12 protein-coding genes and 1 riboswitch are annotated in these 14,671 nt (G+C 73.1%); of the genes, 5 read left to right on the forward strand and 7 right to left on the reverse strand.

Annotation, left to right across the window (positions count from 1 at the left end; all coding sequences use genetic code 11):
• Window positions 1-5: 5 nt before the first annotated feature.
• The gene (locus tag Q7L73_RS04370; protein ID WP_304695899.1) at window positions 6-563 is read right to left on the reverse strand and encodes a hypothetical protein; all 558 of its coding nucleotides are present in this window, start codon (window positions 561-563) and stop codon (window positions 6-8) included.
• Window positions 564-575: 12 nt separating this feature from the next.
• Here Q7L73_RS04370 and Q7L73_RS04375 point away from each other — a divergent pair, with 12 nt between their 5' ends.
• Both Q7L73_RS04375 and Q7L73_RS04380 read left to right on the forward strand, forming a co-directional pair.
• On the forward strand, window positions 576-1,358 hold the full coding sequence (locus Q7L73_RS04375) for a LuxR C-terminal-related transcriptional regulator (RefSeq protein ID WP_304695897.1): 783 nt from the start codon (window positions 576-578) through the stop codon (window positions 1,356-1,358).
• 127 nt (window positions 1,359-1,485) lie between these two features.
• On the forward strand, window positions 1,486-2,031 hold the full coding sequence (locus Q7L73_RS04380; RefSeq protein WP_304695895.1) for a hypothetical protein: 546 nt from the start codon (window positions 1,486-1,488) through the stop codon (window positions 2,029-2,031).
• On the opposite strand, the gene Q7L73_RS04385 is transcribed toward Q7L73_RS04380, so the two are convergent.
• On the reverse strand, window positions 2,025-2,537 hold the full coding sequence (locus Q7L73_RS04385) for a hypothetical protein (protein ID WP_304695893.1): 513 nt from the start codon (window positions 2,535-2,537) through the stop codon (window positions 2,025-2,027). The genes Q7L73_RS04380 and Q7L73_RS04385 overlap by 7 nt on opposite strands.
• Window positions 2,538-2,592: 55 nt before the next feature.
• Between Q7L73_RS04385 and Q7L73_RS04390 the strand changes: the two genes are divergently transcribed.
• Window positions 2,593-3,234, forward strand: a complete 642-nt coding sequence (locus Q7L73_RS04390; RefSeq protein ID WP_304695891.1) for a TetR/AcrR family transcriptional regulator — start codon at window positions 2,593-2,595, stop codon at window positions 3,232-3,234.
• A 33-nt stretch (window positions 3,235-3,267) separates the two neighbouring features.
• On the opposite strand, the gene Q7L73_RS04395 is transcribed toward Q7L73_RS04390, so the two are convergent.
• The 4 genes from Q7L73_RS04395 to Q7L73_RS04410 all read right to left on the reverse strand — a co-directional run bounded on the left by Q7L73_RS04395 (window position 3,268) and on the right by Q7L73_RS04410 (window position 7,643).
• Window positions 3,268-4,650: an aminotransferase class V-fold PLP-dependent enzyme gene (locus Q7L73_RS04395; protein ID WP_304695889.1), complete on the reverse strand. Its 1,383-nt coding sequence runs from the start codon at window positions 4,648-4,650 to the stop codon at window positions 3,268-3,270.
• Between the two features lie 39 nt (window positions 4,651-4,689).
• A riboswitch (SAM riboswitch) is annotated at window positions 4,690-4,815 on the reverse strand.
• A gap of 78 nt (window positions 4,816-4,893) precedes the next feature.
• Window positions 4,894-5,760, reverse strand: coding sequence for a MetQ/NlpA family ABC transporter substrate-binding protein (locus Q7L73_RS04400; RefSeq protein WP_304695887.1), 867 nt, complete (start codon window positions 5,758-5,760; stop codon window positions 4,894-4,896).
• 31 nt (window positions 5,761-5,791) lie between these two features.
• Entirely contained in the window at window positions 5,792-6,445 is a 654-nt protein-coding gene (locus Q7L73_RS04405; RefSeq protein WP_304695885.1) for a methionine ABC transporter permease, read from the reverse strand.
• Between the two features lie 85 nt (window positions 6,446-6,530).
• Window positions 6,531-7,643, reverse strand: a complete 1,113-nt coding sequence (locus Q7L73_RS04410) for a methionine ABC transporter ATP-binding protein (RefSeq protein ID WP_304715489.1) — start codon at window positions 7,641-7,643, stop codon at window positions 6,531-6,533.
• A gap of 100 nt (window positions 7,644-7,743) precedes the next feature.
• Here Q7L73_RS04410 and hrpA point away from each other — a divergent pair, with 100 nt between their 5' ends.
• Together hrpA and Q7L73_RS04420 are read left to right on the forward strand one after the other, a co-directional pair.
• The gene (gene hrpA / locus Q7L73_RS04415) at window positions 7,744-11,712 is read left to right on the forward strand and encodes an ATP-dependent RNA helicase HrpA (RefSeq protein ID WP_304693864.1); all 3,969 of its coding nucleotides are present in this window, start codon (window positions 7,744-7,746) and stop codon (window positions 11,710-11,712) included.
• 37 nt (window positions 11,713-11,749) lie between these two features.
• Complete coding sequence (locus Q7L73_RS04420; protein WP_304693862.1) at window positions 11,750-12,154, forward strand: nitroreductase family deazaflavin-dependent oxidoreductase; 405 nt, start codon at window positions 11,750-11,752, stop codon at window positions 12,152-12,154.
• Window positions 12,155-12,189: 35 nt separating this feature from the next.
• Here the strand turns inward: Q7L73_RS04420 and Q7L73_RS04425 are convergent, their stop codons facing one another.
• On the reverse strand, window positions 12,190-14,622 hold the full coding sequence (locus Q7L73_RS04425) for a hypothetical protein (protein WP_304693860.1): 2,433 nt from the start codon (window positions 14,620-14,622) through the stop codon (window positions 12,190-12,192).
• Window positions 14,623-14,671: the final 49 nt, after the last annotated feature.

Genomic DNA, 14,671 nt, shown 5'->3' on the forward strand with positions numbered 1-14,671 from the left:
GGCCGCTATCTGTGGCGTCTGCGGGTGGCGACGCCCGCCGGGCATCTCGACGTCGCCGGGATGCTCGTCGCCGCCCCGGCGCCGGCCGAGCCGCCGTCGACGTAGACCGGGTAGGTCGTCCCCGCGCCCTGCGTCGACGGGATCCGGCTGAGCCCCGCCAGGCAGTACGTCTGGTGTCTGCTGGGCTTGATCGTCTCGCTGCAGCGGGTGCGGAAGTACGGGCCCTCCTGGTACTCCGGCGAGCTGCTCTTGCCGGCCGCTCTGCAGAGCGCCTTGGGGCGCAGCTTCGTCGCCGCCGTGCCCGACCAGACGTCGAACCGCTTGACGGTCGTGTTGCTCGGCGCGAAGACGGTGACGACGAACGTGCCGGAGCCGTCGGTCGTCGGCTGCACCGTCGCGCAGAGTCCCTGCAGCGGGACCTTGCAGTACGACGCCGGCTTCGGGCCGTGTCTGGTCAGCGGCGTCGCGCCGACGTCCTCGGCGCCGGCGACCGCGGGCGCGACGGCGAGCGCGCCCGTCGCCAGCAGGCCGACGGCCGACATCGCCGCCCTCCGCTTCGTCATGCTGCTGAGCGCATGGATGAACTGTCCGAAGACGATCCTGCGCTCGCGTTCGTCGGTGAGATTCACGGCTACCTCGGGATCAGGGAGTTTCGCGCCGGTCTGCTCGACGCGCTGATGCGGCTCGTGCCCTCGGAGTGGGCGTCGCTGAACGAGCTGGGACGGACCACGGACGAGGTCGTCTTCGTCGCCTCGCCCGTGCCGCCCGCGGAGTACGGCGAGGCGTTCATGCGGCTGGCCGGGCAGAACCCGCTGGTCGAGCGGTTCCTGCGCACGCTCGACGGGCGGCCGTACCGCTTCTCCGACGTCGTCACGCGGGAGCAGCTGCACGCGCTCGAGCTGTACCGCGAGGTCTACGCGCAGATCCGCGTCGAGCACCAGATCGCGTTCGTCGTCGAGACGGCGCCCGAGCGGTTCCTCGCCGTCGCGCTCAGCCGCCACGACCCGGACTACAGCGACGCCGAGCGGGCGCTGCTGGGCCGGCTGCGGCCGGCGATCATCCAGGCTCACCGCCACGCCGTCGCGCAGACGCGGCTGCTGAGGGGCGTGACACGCGAGCAGGCGCAGCGGCTGCTGAGCGCAGCGCTGCGCGACGCCGGCCTGACCGCGCGCGAGGCCGACGTCGTCAGCCTGCTGGCCGTCGGCCACTCGATCGCATCGCTGGCGCAGCGGCTGGAGATCAGCGCCCGCACGGTCAACAAGCATCTGCAGACCGGCTACCGCAAGCTCGGGGTGACCGGCAAGTCGGCGGCGGCCGCGGCGGCGTGGGCGCTCGCCGAGCGCCTCGACGCTGCGTGACGCTGCCGGCGGGCAGGGGGCTTCGACGCGGGCCATCGGGCGACCCTACCGTGCGCAGCGCCGCGACCTACGCGTTTTCCGGAACCCTGCTGCGGCACGCGCGCCGCGGCCCGTCTACGCTCGCCCGATGCTCACCGGGAGAACCACCGCCGCGCGTGCGTCACGCCTCGCCGCGCTCGTCATGCCCGTCGTGTTGATCGCCGCCGTGACGGCGGCGCTGCCCGCCGGCGCCGCCGCGAAGGCGAAGACGATCAGACCGCTGCCGGGCCGCTTCGCCGGCCGCTGCCAGCACCCCAAGCAGCGCGAGATCAACAACTGCCCGGACGTGCTGCTGAGCTCCTCGACGCCGACGACCCAGCTCTACTTCCAGCTCGCCAAGACGTACTGCACGGGACTGGAGAAGGAGGCGCCGGGGGTCTGGAGCTTCGTCCCCGAGGTCACCTTCAAGCAGGGGCATTTCTCGCGCAGATTCGTCTACGACAACATGATCCCCGGCCACCACCAGGACGCGGGGGCGATCGAGGTCGCCTTCACGCTCACCGGCAGATACACCGCGAGCAACCGCCTGCGGGTCGTGATCGCCGGCAAGGTGACCAGCGCGTTCGCGCCGAACGACAGCTGCAAGGGCGTGAGGTTCAGAGAGGTGCACACGCTCTCGCACGTCAACTACTGACCGCGAGCGGCCGTTCGGCGGCGAGGTGCGGCGGCCGTGCGCGTCAGCCGCACCCAGCGGCCGAGCCGGCGCGGCTGCCATGCGCGGCCCGCGAGCGTCGCCTCGGCGCGGTCGAGCCCGTCCTCGATCAGCGCGTCGTGGAGCCAGCGGATCGCGAGCGGCCACAGCAGCCGCATGCGCCCGCGCGGGCGGCCGGCCAGCACGTGCCGCAGAACCGTCTCGCCCTCGACGGTCGTCACCTCGAACCAGTGGTGGCCGTCGACGATCCGCGGGTCGAAGCGGAAGCAGGCGCGGCGGCCGGGCTCGTAGTCGCTGACCGCGTAGCGGATCGGCCCGTGGCCGCCGCGCGCGCCGACCTCCAGCCCCGGGTCGAGCCGCAGCGGCGGCCAGCGCGCCGCCGGCCACAGGGCAGCCGCCTCACGCCCGTCGGCGAGCGAGTCGATCAGCGCGCCGGCCGCCTGCGGCGTCGTCCCGGGCAGCGCGCGCTCGTGCAGGTTCACGATCATAGAACGGCATTCTAGAATTAAGTTCTAGTCCGAGTGCAAATAGAATGTCGTTCCAATGACGCCCTCGACGAGCCGGCCGGCGGCGAGACCGGCAGCAGCGGTGCCCGCGACCGCGCGCGGCGCCGACCGCCGCCAGGCGATCCTCGACGCGGCGCTCGCCGTCTTCCTCGAACGTGGCTTCGACGCCGCCACGATCGAGGCCGTGCGCGACCGCTCCGGCGCCAGCACCGGCTCGATCTACCACTTCTTCGGCAGCAAGGAGCGGCTCGCGGCCGCGCTCTACGGCAGCGCGCTGGCCGACTACGAGCAGGGGGTCGTCGCGCTGCTGGCGCCCGACCCGGCGCCGGCGGCCGGCGTGCGCGCGCTCGTCCGCCACCACCTCCGCTGGGTCGAGCAGAGACCGGAGCTGGCGCGCTTCCTGTTCGCCCGCCGCAGCTCGGCCGTGCGCGCCGCCAGCGCCGACGAGGTCGAGCGGATCAACGCCCGCGCCGCCGACGCGCTCGCCGCCTGGGCCGCCCCGCACGTGCGCGCCAAGCACCTGCGCAGACTGCCGCCGGAGCTGTTTCGCGCGATCCTGCTCGGCCCCGCGCAGGAGTTCGCCCGCGCCTGGCTGCGCGACGCCGCCGACAGCACGATCGAGCAGGCGACGCGCGCCTTCGGCGCCGCCGCGGTGGCGGCGCTGGTGCTGGACGCGTAGCCGCCGCGCCGACCGCGCGCGGCGACCCGCGCGCTACAGCAGGTCCGGCAGCGCGCGGTCGTCGCCGAGCGGGGCCCAGCCGTCGGCGCCCTTGGCGTAGGCGTGGCGGCTGCCCTCGCGCACGAGGCGGGCGAGCGCGTCGGCGAGCCGCTCGACGTCGGCGGCGGCGGTGCCGACGCCGAAGGAGGCGCGCAGGGCGCCGCCGCCGAAGCCGAGCCGGCTCAGCAGCTGGTGAGCGCAGAAGCGGCCGTCGCGGACGCCGACGCCGTGCTCGGCCGACAGGTAGGCGCCGACGTGGCCGGGCTCAAAGCCGTCGACCGCGAAGCAGACGGTGCCGATCGCCTCCTCGCTGTCGGCCCAGATCTGCCCGACGCGAACGCCGTCGATCCGCGTCAGGCGCGCCAGCAGCACGTCGCGCAGCGAGCGGTCGTGGGCCTCCAGCGCGCCGGCCGGCAGCGCGTCGAGCGTGTTGCAGGCCTCGGCGATCGCGACCGCGCCGAGCAGGTTCGGCGTGCCGGCCTCGTGGCGCGCCGGGCCGTCGTGCCAGTCGGTCCCCTCCCACGTCACCTCGCGCACCGCGCCGCCGCCGGCCAGCCACGGCTGCGCGCCGTCGAGCCAGTCGCGGCGGCCGACGAGCGCTCCGGCGCCATAGGGGGCGTACAGCTTGTGGCCGGAGAGCGCGAGGTAGTCGGCGCCGAGCGCGGCGAGGTCGACGCGCACGTGCGGCGCCAGCTGGGCGGCGTCGATCGCGATCCGCGCGCCGGCGTCGTGCGCGAGCGCGACCAGCTCGGGCAGCGGCAGCAGCTCGCCGGTGACGTTGGAGGCGCCGGTGATCGCGAGCAGCGCGGTCGGCCGCTCCGCGAGCGCGGCCCGCAGCCGCGCGAGCGTCTCCGTCAGCGTCGGCGCGACGGCGACGGCGGTGTGCTCGCGGCGACGCCACGGCAGCAGGTTGGCGTGGTGCTCGCTGTCGAGGAAGACGACCTGGCCGGCGCCGGCCGGGATCGCGCCGGCCAACAGGTTGAGCGCGTCGGTCGTGTTGCGGGTGAAGACGACCTCGTGGTCGGCGCCCGCGCCGACGAAGCCGGCGAGCGTCTGCCGCGCCTGCTCGTAGAGCGCGGTGCTGACGCGCGCCGGCAGGCCCGAGCCGCGGTGGACCGAGCCGTAGTAGGGCAGCACGCGCGTGACGCGCTCGGCGACCGTCGTCAGCGCCGGCGCGGTCGCGCCGTAGTCGAGGTTGGCGTAGCGCGCCTCGCCACCGCCGACGAGCGGCACGCGCAGCTCACCGCCGACGACCGGCAGCAGCGCGCCGCCGGGCGCGTGCGGCCGCAGCGCGGCGGTCGGGCGCAGACGGGCCTCGCCACCGCCGGGGCGAACGGCGATGCGACGGGACGACGGAGCGAACGGTGCGATCGACATGCTGGACCTCTCGGGGTTCGATGGGACCCGACAGATCAGGTCCACGTCTTGCCGCAGATCCGCCATCGAAGACGGCCTGCGCGGCCTGGTCCTCACCCGGGGCACCCCTACATGGAGAAGGGTTGCCGGCCAGCAAGCCGGGGCTTGACGCTGGCGCTCGTGACCGCGACGAAAGGTAGCAGCCGCGAGCGCCTTGTCAACCGATGTGGTCGAGAATTCGCCCCCGTCTGGACGAACGGCCGATCAGGCGGCCGGGATCACCGCGCCTCTGTACTTCTGCTCGATGAATCTTCTGACCTCGTCCGAGCGCAGCAGTCTCGCCAGCTCGACGATCCGCGGATCGTTCTGCAGGTCGGGCGTCGTCACGAGCAGGTTGACGTTCGGGTTGCCCTCGGCTCTCTCCAGCACGAGCGCGTCGTCGGCCGGCGACAGGTCGGCCTCCAGCGCGTAGTTGCCGTTGATGACGGCGAGGTCGACGTCGTCGAGCGCGCGCGGCGTCTGCGCCGCCTCGACCTCGGTGAAGTCGAGGTCGTGCGGGTTGTCGGCGATGTCGCGCGGCGTCGCCGTCTGGCTCTCGGGGTCCTCGAGTCCGATGATCCCGTTGGCGTCGAGCAGCCGCAGCGCGCGCGCCTCGTTGGCGGCGTCGTTGGGGATCGCGATCTTCGCGCCGTCGGGGATCGCGTCGACCGATCTGAGCTGCTTGCTGTAGAGCCCGAGCGGCTCGATGTGGACGTCGGCGACCGAGACGAAGTCGAAGCCGCGCGCTCTCGACTGGTCCTCCAGATAGCCCGGCGTCTGGAAGTAGTTGGCATCGACCTGACCCTCGTCGAGCGCGGTGTTCGGCACGACGTAGTCGGTGAACTCTCTGATCTCGAGGTTCAGGCCGGCTCTCTGCGCGAGGTTGTCCTTCACGAACTGGAGGATCTCGGCGTGCGGGACCGGCGTCGCGGCGACGCGCAGCGGGTCCGAGGACAGTCTCGCGCCGTCGGCCGCGGTGGTGGAGGCCGCGGCGGCGGAGCTGGTGGTGGCGGAGTCGTCGTCGCTGCCGCAGGCGGCCAGACCCAGCGCCAGCGCAAGCAACAGGAACGGCAGCAGGGCGATGCGTCGCATCGAAGAGGCCCCCTTGTGGTGGTGTTGGTGGTCAAGCATGGGAGAGGTGGCGCGCGAGCCGGTCGCCGGCGAACTGGATCGCCTGCACGAGCACGACGAGGACGACGACGGTCGCGATCGTCACGTCGGTCTCGTAGCGCTGGTAGCCGTAGCGGATCGCGACGTCGCCGAGCCCGCCGCCGCCGACCGCGCCGGCCATCGCCGAGTAGCCGAGCACGCCGATCGTGGTGATCGTCGCGCCGGCGATGAGCGCCGGCAGCGCCTCCGGCAGCAGCACCTTCCAGACGACCTGGCGGTCGCTCGCGCCGGCCGCCTGCGCCGCCTCGACGAGCCCGGCGGGGACCTCGCGCAGCGCGCTCTCGACGATCCGCGCGAAGAACGGCACGGTCGCCAGCGTCAGCGGCACGATCGCGGCGGTCGTGCCGATCGTCGTGCCGACGAGCGCGCGCGTCAGCGGGATCACCGCGATCAGCAGGATGATGAACGGGACCGAGCGGCCGACGTTGACGACGAAGCCGAGCAGCGCGTTGACGAGCGGCTGGCGCAGCGCGCCGCGCGGCCCGGTCAGCAGCAGCAGCGCGCCGAGCGCGATCCCGAGCGGGACCGTGATCAGCATCGCGACGCCGACCATCGTCAGCGTCTCCTTGGTCGCGTCCCAGATCAGCGGGACGAGGTCGTCGCTCATGGCGCGAGCTCCTCAGCCGGGAAGGCGAGCCGCCAGGCGAGCGTTCCCGACGGAACCCGAGGCCGCAGGCCGAGCGGTTCCGCGCTCACGCGATCGCCTCCTCGGCCGAGCGCGGCGCCTGCGGGTCGGCGCCGGCGGCGGCGAGCGCGCTGCGCGCGGCGGCGCGCGCCTCGGCGCTGCCGTCGAGCGCGATCCGCAGCCGCGCGACCGGCGTGCCGCCGACCGGCTCGTAGACGGCCGCGAGCAGCTCCCAGGCGACGCCGGCGGAGCGCAGGGCGGCGCGGATCGGCTCATCGGCGTCGGCGTCGAGCGGCGCGACCGCCGCGCGGGCGGCGGGGCCGGTGACGACGAGGTCGAGCAGCTCGCGGCCGTCCGCGGCGCCGGCGGCCCGCGCGGCGCCGGACGCGGCCCGCGCGGCATCGCCGTCGCCGTCGCCGGGCAGCTCGGCCGGCAGCGCCGGCAACAGCACGCGGCCGAGCGGCGAGGCCGGCCGCGCGGCCGCCTCCGCGAGCGAGCCGGCGTCGAGCGCGACGCCGTCGCGCAGCAGCACCGCCGCGTCGCACATCTGCTTGACGACCGACAGCTGGTGGGTGACGAGCACGATCGTCAGGCCGAGCCGGCGATTGAGGTCGCGCAGCAGCGCGAGCACCGACTCGGCCGTCTGCTCGTCGAGCGCGGAGGTCGCCTCGTCGGACAGCAGCACCGACGGCTCGGCGGCGAGCGCGCGGGCGATCCCGACGCGCTGCTTCTGCCCGCCCGACAGCTGCGAGGGATGCGCGCCCGCCTGATCTGCGAGGTCGACCAGGTCGAGCAGTCTCAGCGCCCGCTCGCGCCGCTCGCGACGGCCCGCTCCGACGATCTCCAGCGGCAGCGCGACGTTGCCGAGCGCGGTTCGCGAGTTGAGCAGGTTGAAGTGCTGGAAGACCATCCCGATCCTGCGCCGCTGCGCCCGCAGCGCGGCGCGGCCGAGGCCCGTCAGCTCGACGCCGTCGACCTCGACGCTGCCGGCGGTCGGCCGTTCGAGGCCGTTGAGGCAGCGGATCAGCGTCGACTTGCCGGCACCGCTGGTGCCGAGCACGCCGAAGACCTGGCCGCGGGGGATCTCCAGGTCGACGCCGGCCAGCGCGACGACATCGGCGCCGGAGCGGCGGTAGGTCTTGCGCAGGTCGCGCGTGCGGATCGCGAGTTCGTCAGGCATCGAATTTCGAATATAGCCAAAGCTGATTGCATTTAATGTATTTGATTCTGGACTTCTTTGGTCGAATCAGTGTTCTAGCCGCGCCACCTATCCTGAAACGGTGGCCTCGCAGTCCCCTCCCGACGCGCCGCTCGCCGAGCTGCGCGCGCGTCTCTCCGACCTCACGATCCGCGACGAGCACCGCCTCAGGCGGCGCTTCGACCGCCTGCGCGGAATCCACGGCGACGAGGCGCGCGGCGCCGAGCTGCTGAAGATCGCGCGCGACGTCGAGGAGTCGGAGGCGAGAGTCGCGCGGCGGCGCGCCGCCGTCCCCCAGGTGACCTATCCGCCGCAGCTGCCGGTCAGCGCGCGCAAGCAGGAGCTGCTGGAAGCGATCCGCGACAACCAGGTCGTCGTCGTCGCGGGCGAGACCGGCTCCGGCAAGACGACCCAGCTGCCGAAGATCTGCCTCGAGCTGGGTCGCGGCGTGCGCGGCGCGATCGCCCACACGCAGCCGCGCCGGCTGGCCGCGCGCACCGTCGCGGAGCGGATCGCCGAGGAGCTGAACGTGCCGCTCGGCGACGCCGTCGGCTACGCCGTCCGCTTCAACGACAAGACGAGCGAGAACACGCTCGTGCGGCTCGTCACCGACGGCCTGCTGCTGGCGCAGATCCAGCGCGACCCGCTGCTGCGCCGCTACGACACGATCATCGTCGACGAGGCGCACGAGCGCAGCCTCAACATCGACTTCCTGCTCGGCTGCATCACGCGGATCCTGCCGAGACGGCCGGAGCTGAAGCTGATCGTCACCTCCGCGACGATCGACCCGCAGCGGTTCGCCGACCACTTCGGCGGCGCGCCCGTCGTCGAGGTCTCCGGCCGCACCTACCCCGTCGAGGTCCGCTACCGGCCGCTGGCGCTGCCGGGCAGGGACGACGACGCCGACGAGGCCGGGGACAGAGCCTCCGCAGCGGACGAGCGCGACCAGATCGATGCGATCGGGGACGCGGTCCAGGAGCTGCGGCGCGAGAGCAAGGGCGACGTGCTCGTCTTCCTCTCCGGCGAGCGCGAGATCCGCGACACCGCCGACGCGCTCTCCGGCCGCTTCGGCGACAGACTCGACGTGCTGCCGCTCTACGCGCGGCTGGCGACCGCCGAGCAGCAGCGCGTCTTCAGAGCGCACAGCAAGCAGCGCGTCGTGCTCGCGACCAACGTCGCCGAGACGTCGCTGACGGTGCCGGGGATCAGATACGTCGTCGACCCCGGCAGCGCCCGCATCTCCCGCTACAGCGCGCGCCTGAAGGTCCAGCGGCTGCCGATCGAGGCGGTCTCGCAGGCATCCGCCGATCAGCGCAAGGGCCGCTGCGGCCGCCAGTCGGACGGGATCTGCATCCGCCTCTACTCAGAGGACGAGTTCGCCGCCCGCCCGCGCTTCACCGACCCGGAGATCCTGCGCACCAACCTCGCCAGCGTGATCCTGCAGATGGCGGCGCTGGGGCTCGGCGCGATCGAGGACTTCCCGTTCCTGGAGCCGCCGGACAGACGCCAGGTGCGCGACGGCGTGCTGCTGCTGCAGGAGCTGGGGGCGCTGGAGGAGGGCGAGCTGACGCCGCTGGGGCGCAAGCTCGCGGCGCTCCCGGTCGACCCGCGGCTCGGCCGCATGGTGCTCGAAGGCGACAAGCTCGGCTGCGCCTCGGAGGCGATCGTGATCGCGGCGGCGCTGTCGATCCAGGACCCGCGCGAGCGGCCCAGCGAGCTGCAGGCGCAGGCCGACCAGCAGCACGCCCGCTTCAGAGACGACCACTCCGACTTCACCGCCTTCCTGAACGTCTGGAGCTACCTGAGGGAGCAGCAGAGAGCGCTCTCCAACTCGCAGTTCCGCAAGCGGCTGAAGAGAGAGTTCCTGCACTACCTGCGCGTGCGCGAGTGGCAGGACCTCGCCGGCCAGCTGCGCGAGGCGGCGAGAGGCGTCGGCGTGACGCTCAACCAGCAGCCGGCCGAGCAGGTGGAAGTGCACAGAGCCCTGTTGGCGGGTCTGCTGTCGCACGTCGGCGTCAAGGAGGCGAGCGCGAGAAGAGGGCGCGGCTCGGAGTACCTCGGCGCGCGCGGGGCGAGATTCGCGATCTTCCCCGGCTCCGGCCAGTCGCGCAGACAGCCGAGCTGGGTGATGGCGGCGGAGCTGGTCGAGACGTCGCGGCTGTGGGGCCGGGTCGTCGCGCGGATCGACCCGGAGTGGGTCGAGCCGCTCGCCGAGCACCTCGTCAGACGCTCGCACTCCGAGCCGCGCTGGGAGAAGAGACGGGCCGAGGTCGTCGCGACCGAGCGCGTCACGCTCTACGGGCTGCCGATCGTCGCCGGCCGCACCGTCTCCTACGCGAAGATCGACCCGCTGCTCGCGCGCGAGCTGTTCATCCGCCGCGCGCTGGTCGAGGAGGAGTGGCAGACGCGCCACCACTTCTTCCACGACAACCGCCAGCTGATCGAAGAGCTGGAGGAGCTGGAGCACAGAGCCCGCCGCCGCGACATCATCGCCGGCGACGAGGTCCTCTACGCCTTCTACGACAACCGCGTCCCGGCCGACGTCGTCTCCGGCGCGCACTTCGACAGATGGTGGAAGAAGGCCCGCCAGCGCGAGCCGAGACTGCTGACCTTCACGCGCGAGCTGCTGGTCGACAGCGAGGCGGCGGCCGGCGCGCTCGACGAGCGGGCGCGGCCGGAGCAGTGGCGGCAGGGGCGGCTGGAGCTGCCGCTGACCTACCACTTCGAGCCCGGCGCCGAGCACGACGGCGTGACCGCGCACGTGCCGCTGGCGGCGCTGGCCGGGCTGCGCGCGCAGGGGTTCGAGTGGCTCGTGCCGGCCTTCCGGCTCGACCTCGTCACGACACTGATCCGCTCGCTGCCGAAGGAGCTGCGGCGGCCGCTCGTGCCGGTGCCGGACGTCGCCGCGCAGGTCGTCGCGGCGCTGACGCCGGAGGAGGTCGCGAGCGCTCCGCTGCTCGACACGATCGCCGCGAAGATCGGCCAGCTGCGCGGGGTGCGCGTGGCGGCGACCGACTTCGACCGCTCGCGCCTGCCGGCGTGGCTGCGGATGCGCTTCCGGATCGAGGACGAGAGAGGCGGCCGGATCGCCGAGGGCGACGACCTCGAGGCGCTGCGCGCGCAGGTGCGGCCGCGGCTGCAGGCGCAGCTGACGAGAACGGCCGGCTCGTCGCTGGAGAGAAGCGGGCTGACGAGCTGGACGCTCGGGGCGCTGCCGCGCGAGGTCGAGCTGCCCGGCAGCGGCGGGATGGCGAAGGCCTACCCGGCGCTCGTCGAGGAGTCCGCCAGATCGGTCGGCGTGCGCGTCTTCGACGCGCCCGGCCAGCAATGGGTCGCGATGCGCGCCGGCACCCGCCGGCTGCTGCTGCTGTCGATCCCGGCAGCGACGCTGAGACATGTCCAGCAGCGCCTCTCGCCGCAGGTCGCGCTGGCGCTGGCGGCCGCGCCCGACGGCGCCGCCGCGGTGCTCGCCGACTGCCTCAACGCCGCCGCCGACGAGCTGACGACCGAGGCCGGCGGCCCGGCCTGGGACGCCGCCGCCTTCGCGCGGCTGCGCGACCACGTCGCCGGCGAGCTGAGCGACCGGACGCTCGCGCTGGTGCAGCAGGTCGCGCGGATCCTCGACCTCCAGCGCCAGGTGATGGACCGGATCGTCGCGCTCTCGGCGCCGCAGTTCGAGGCCGTCCGGCTCGACGTCGCGCGCCAGCTCGGCCGGCTCGTCCACCCCGGCTTCGTCGCCGCCACCGGCGCCGCCCGCCTGCCCGACGTCGAGCGCTACCTGCGCGGCGCGCTCCACCGGCTGGAGCGCGTCCCCGACCACCGCGCCGCCGACGCCGACCGCATGAAGGCCGTCCACGAGCTGGAGACGGCGCTCGCCGAGCGGCGCAGAAGCTGGCCCCCGGGCCGCCCGCTGCCGCCGGCGCTGTTCGAGGCGACCTGGCTGCTGGAGGAGCTGCGCATGAGCCACTTCGCCCAGCCGCTCGGCGTCAGAGGCCAGGTCTCCTCCAAGCGCGTCCGCAGACTGCTCGCGGAGGCGTGGGCGGCGGGGTAGAACCTTTGGCACCAGCGAGCGAACGAGGAGACGGCCGATGCTGTTCGGCAAGGAGCACGTGAAGCGCTACGAGGAGACCGACGGCGCCGAGGGCCACGACTGGCAGGGGACGACGGCGCTGATCCTGACGACGACCGGCCGCAAGTCGGGCGAGGCGCGCAGAACGCCGCTGATCTACCAGCGCGACGGCGACGCGGTCCTGATCGTCGCCTCCAGAGGCGGCGACCCGCAGCCGCCGCAGTGGTACCTCAACCTGAGCGAGAACCCGCAGGTCGGGGTGCAGATCGAGGACGACAGATTCAGCGCCCGCGCCCGCACCGCCAGCGACGACGAGAGAACGAGATGGTGGCCGCTGATGACGGCGACCTGGCCGGCCTACGACGAGTACCAGACGAAGACCGACCGGCCGATCCCGATCGTCGTGCTGGAGCGGGAGGGCTGACCTGAGCGGCCGCCCTCCCGCTGCTCAGCGCGGCGCTACCTGACCGTCACCACGCGCACGGTGAGCGTGCGCGTGTTGCCGGTCTTGTCGTAGGTCGAGACCTTCAGGCGGTAGCTGCCCTTCGGCAGCTTCGCCGTCTTGACCGTCAGGCTCCAGCTCGACGAGCCCTTCGCCGGGATCGCGATGCCGGTCGTGCGCGGCAGCGGCTTGCTGAGCAGGCCGCGGGCCGTCACGAAGCGGGCCTTGCCCTTGCCGGCGAGGCGGAACAGCTGCACCGACGTTCTCGCGACGCCGCCGGAGGCGACGCCCTTGCCGCCCGCGCAGCCGCTGTCGGTCGCGCTGCCGGAGAGGCGCAGCGTCGTGCCGGCACGCGCGACGCGCGTCAGCTTGACGGTCGGCTTGGTCGTGTCGACGCACGCCTTGCCGGTCGTCGGGGCGCTCGTGACGGGGACGTCGACGATCGGGCCGGGCGGGGTCGACGGCGGGCCGTCGGGGCCGGGCACGACCGTCTCCTTGTCGCCGACCGGATCCGGCTGCGGGCCGGAGACCGCGCCGCCGCCCGGGGCCGCCGGCAGCGGCGACTCCTGGAACATCACGTCGGCGAGCTGGATCGAGCCGAGCGCGGGCGTGCCGCTGCCGGGCTGGCCGAAGCCGAGCTCGACCGCGACGACTCTCGTCAGGTTGACTCTGCCGAAGGCGGTCAGCGGAATGCGAACGCCGTTGAGCACGATGTGCTGGTACGTTCTGCCGATCGACGGCTCCAGCGCCGTCGACCAGCGCGCGACGTTGGTCGTCCCGCTGGTGCCGGAGGCGTCGGTCACCGTGACGGTGAAGTCCTGCGTGACCGCGTTCGGCGTGTAGCCGTCGCCAGCCGGGTTGCGCGGGTCGTTGCGGTTGATCGCGGTGCGCAGGTCGAGCACGCCGTAGGCCGACAGGTCGACCGGGGCGCCGGCACGGCCGGGACGCACCGTCAGCTTCGCCGGGCCGTCCCAGGCGACGTTGAACTGGTTGCCCTTGGAGCGGTTGAGCGCGCCTTCGGGGCAGAGCGGGTAGCTGGTCGGGAACGTCGGGCCCTGGCGGTAGGCGAGGTCGTTCGGGTTGCAGACCTGGAAGGCCGTCAGCCCGGACGGGGTGATCGGGCCGCCGGAGGCGGTCGTCGTCGTCAGCGTCGCGTCGAACGGGGTCGGGACGCCGCCGGTCGACGGGTCGGGCTGCGGGTCCAGCAGCGACTTCGGTCTGAGCAGGTCGAAGCGCTTGCTCAGCGGCGCGACGTAGGAGGTCTTGACCTCCTCGGCCAGGCCCTTGCCGCTCTCCAGCGGCGCGGCCGTCTCCTGCAGCGTGACCTCGCCGGTCATGACCGGGTCGAACGCTCTCTCGTTGCCGACGTAGCGGCGCATGAACGAGTTCATCAGCGCCGCGCCGACGCGACGCTGGTCGGCCGGCGTCAGGCGCGCGGAGGTGTCGAGGCCGCGCGAGCAGGCCGGGTCGGTCGTCGAGCCGAAGTCGTCCTGGGTCCAGACGGTGTTGTAGAAGTTGTGGTTCGTGCCCTGCACGTACCACTGCACCTTCGCGAACGTGTCCGTCGTCTGGCCGGTGTCGGTCGGGTACTTCGCGTTCTCGAAGAAGCGCGCGCCCTGCAGCGTCGAGACGTCGCCGTCGCAGGCCGGCAGCAGCACGCCGTAGTTGGTCCCGTACGGCATCTTGTTCGCTGTGTAGTTGACCGGCGCCAGCGCCAGCACGCCCGCCAGCGAGATTCTCTGGAAGCCGCTTCTGACTCTCAGGTTGCGCGTGTAGCCGATGAAGTCGGTGACGGCGTCGCCGCCGCGCGAGTGGCCCATCAGGCCGATGCCCTCGGCGAAGTTCAGTCTGCCGACGAGCTTGGTGCCGACCGTGTGGTCGGGCTCGCCCGCGACGTAGGGCCCGGCGGCGTTGTTCCAGCGCCACAGCAGCTCGAGGTTGGCCTGGATGATCTGCGAGCGCGCGTTGGCGCCGCCGTCTCTCCAGTTGTTGTCGAAGTTGCTCGTGTTGGCCTCGAGGCTCATCACGGTGTAGCCGTGGCTGGCGAGGTTCTTCGCCATGTAGTCGTAGCCGCCGTAGGAGCGCACGTCGGACTGCGTCGGCGTGCCGTCGGGATCGGTGACGTCGTCGCAGATCTGTCTCGGCGCCGTCGGCGTGCCGATGCAGACGCCGTGACGGCCGTGGACGAACACGACGATGTCGGCGAAGTCGACGTCGTCGGCGTAGGTGATCGAGCCGCGCAGCGGCACCGGCGTCGTGCTGACGCCGTCGGCCAGCGTCAGCAGCATGCTGCCGGCCTCGTAGTCGATCTTCTTGGTCGGGTGGGGACCGGCCGCGAGCGGGTCGGGAACGTCCGCGGCGGACGCGGCCGACGCGCTCAGCGAGAGCGCGGCGACTGCGGCGGTGGCGGCTGCGAGCAGCCGCGCAGGGGTGAGTGCGAACCTGCGCAAGGAGGGCCTTTCCGGATCGAGGGAGGTCCTTCTTAGCCCAGGCCCGGAA

This window comes from Conexibacter sp. CPCC 205762 (genome assembly GCF_030646155.1).
Taxonomy (GTDB): Bacteria; Actinomycetota; Thermoleophilia; order Solirubrobacterales; family Solirubrobacteraceae; genus Conexibacter.

Coding starts and splice junctions, on each gene's coding strand:
- Q7L73_RS04420 (WP_304693862.1), top strand. CDS start 11,750: ATGCTGTTCGGCAAGGAGCACGTGAAGCGCTACGAGGAGACCGACGGC.
- Q7L73_RS04405 (WP_304695885.1), bottom strand. CDS start 6,445: ATGAGCGACGACCTCGTCCCGCTGATCTGGGACGCGACCAAGGAGACG.
- Q7L73_RS04380 (WP_304695895.1), top strand. CDS start 1,486: ATGCTCACCGGGAGAACCACCGCCGCGCGTGCGTCACGCCTCGCCGCG.
- Q7L73_RS04385 (WP_304695893.1), bottom strand. CDS start 2,537: ATGATCGTGAACCTGCACGAGCGCGCGCTGCCCGGGACGACGCCGCAG.
- Q7L73_RS04390 (WP_304695891.1), top strand. CDS start 2,593: ATGACGCCCTCGACGAGCCGGCCGGCGGCGAGACCGGCAGCAGCGGTG.
- Q7L73_RS04375 (WP_304695897.1), top strand. CDS start 576: ATGGATGAACTGTCCGAAGACGATCCTGCGCTCGCGTTCGTCGGTGAG.
- Q7L73_RS04410 (WP_304715489.1), bottom strand. CDS start 7,643: ATGCCTGACGAACTCGCGATCCGCACGCGCGACCTGCGCAAGACCTAC.
- Q7L73_RS04395 (WP_304695889.1), bottom strand. CDS start 4,650: ATGTCGATCGCACCGTTCGCTCCGTCGTCCCGTCGCATCGCCGTTCGC.
- Q7L73_RS04370 (WP_304695899.1), bottom strand. CDS start 563: ATGACGAAGCGGAGGGCGGCGATGTCGGCCGTCGGCCTGCTGGCGACG.
- Q7L73_RS04400 (WP_304695887.1), bottom strand. CDS start 5,760: ATGCGACGCATCGCCCTGCTGCCGTTCCTGTTGCTTGCGCTGGCGCTG.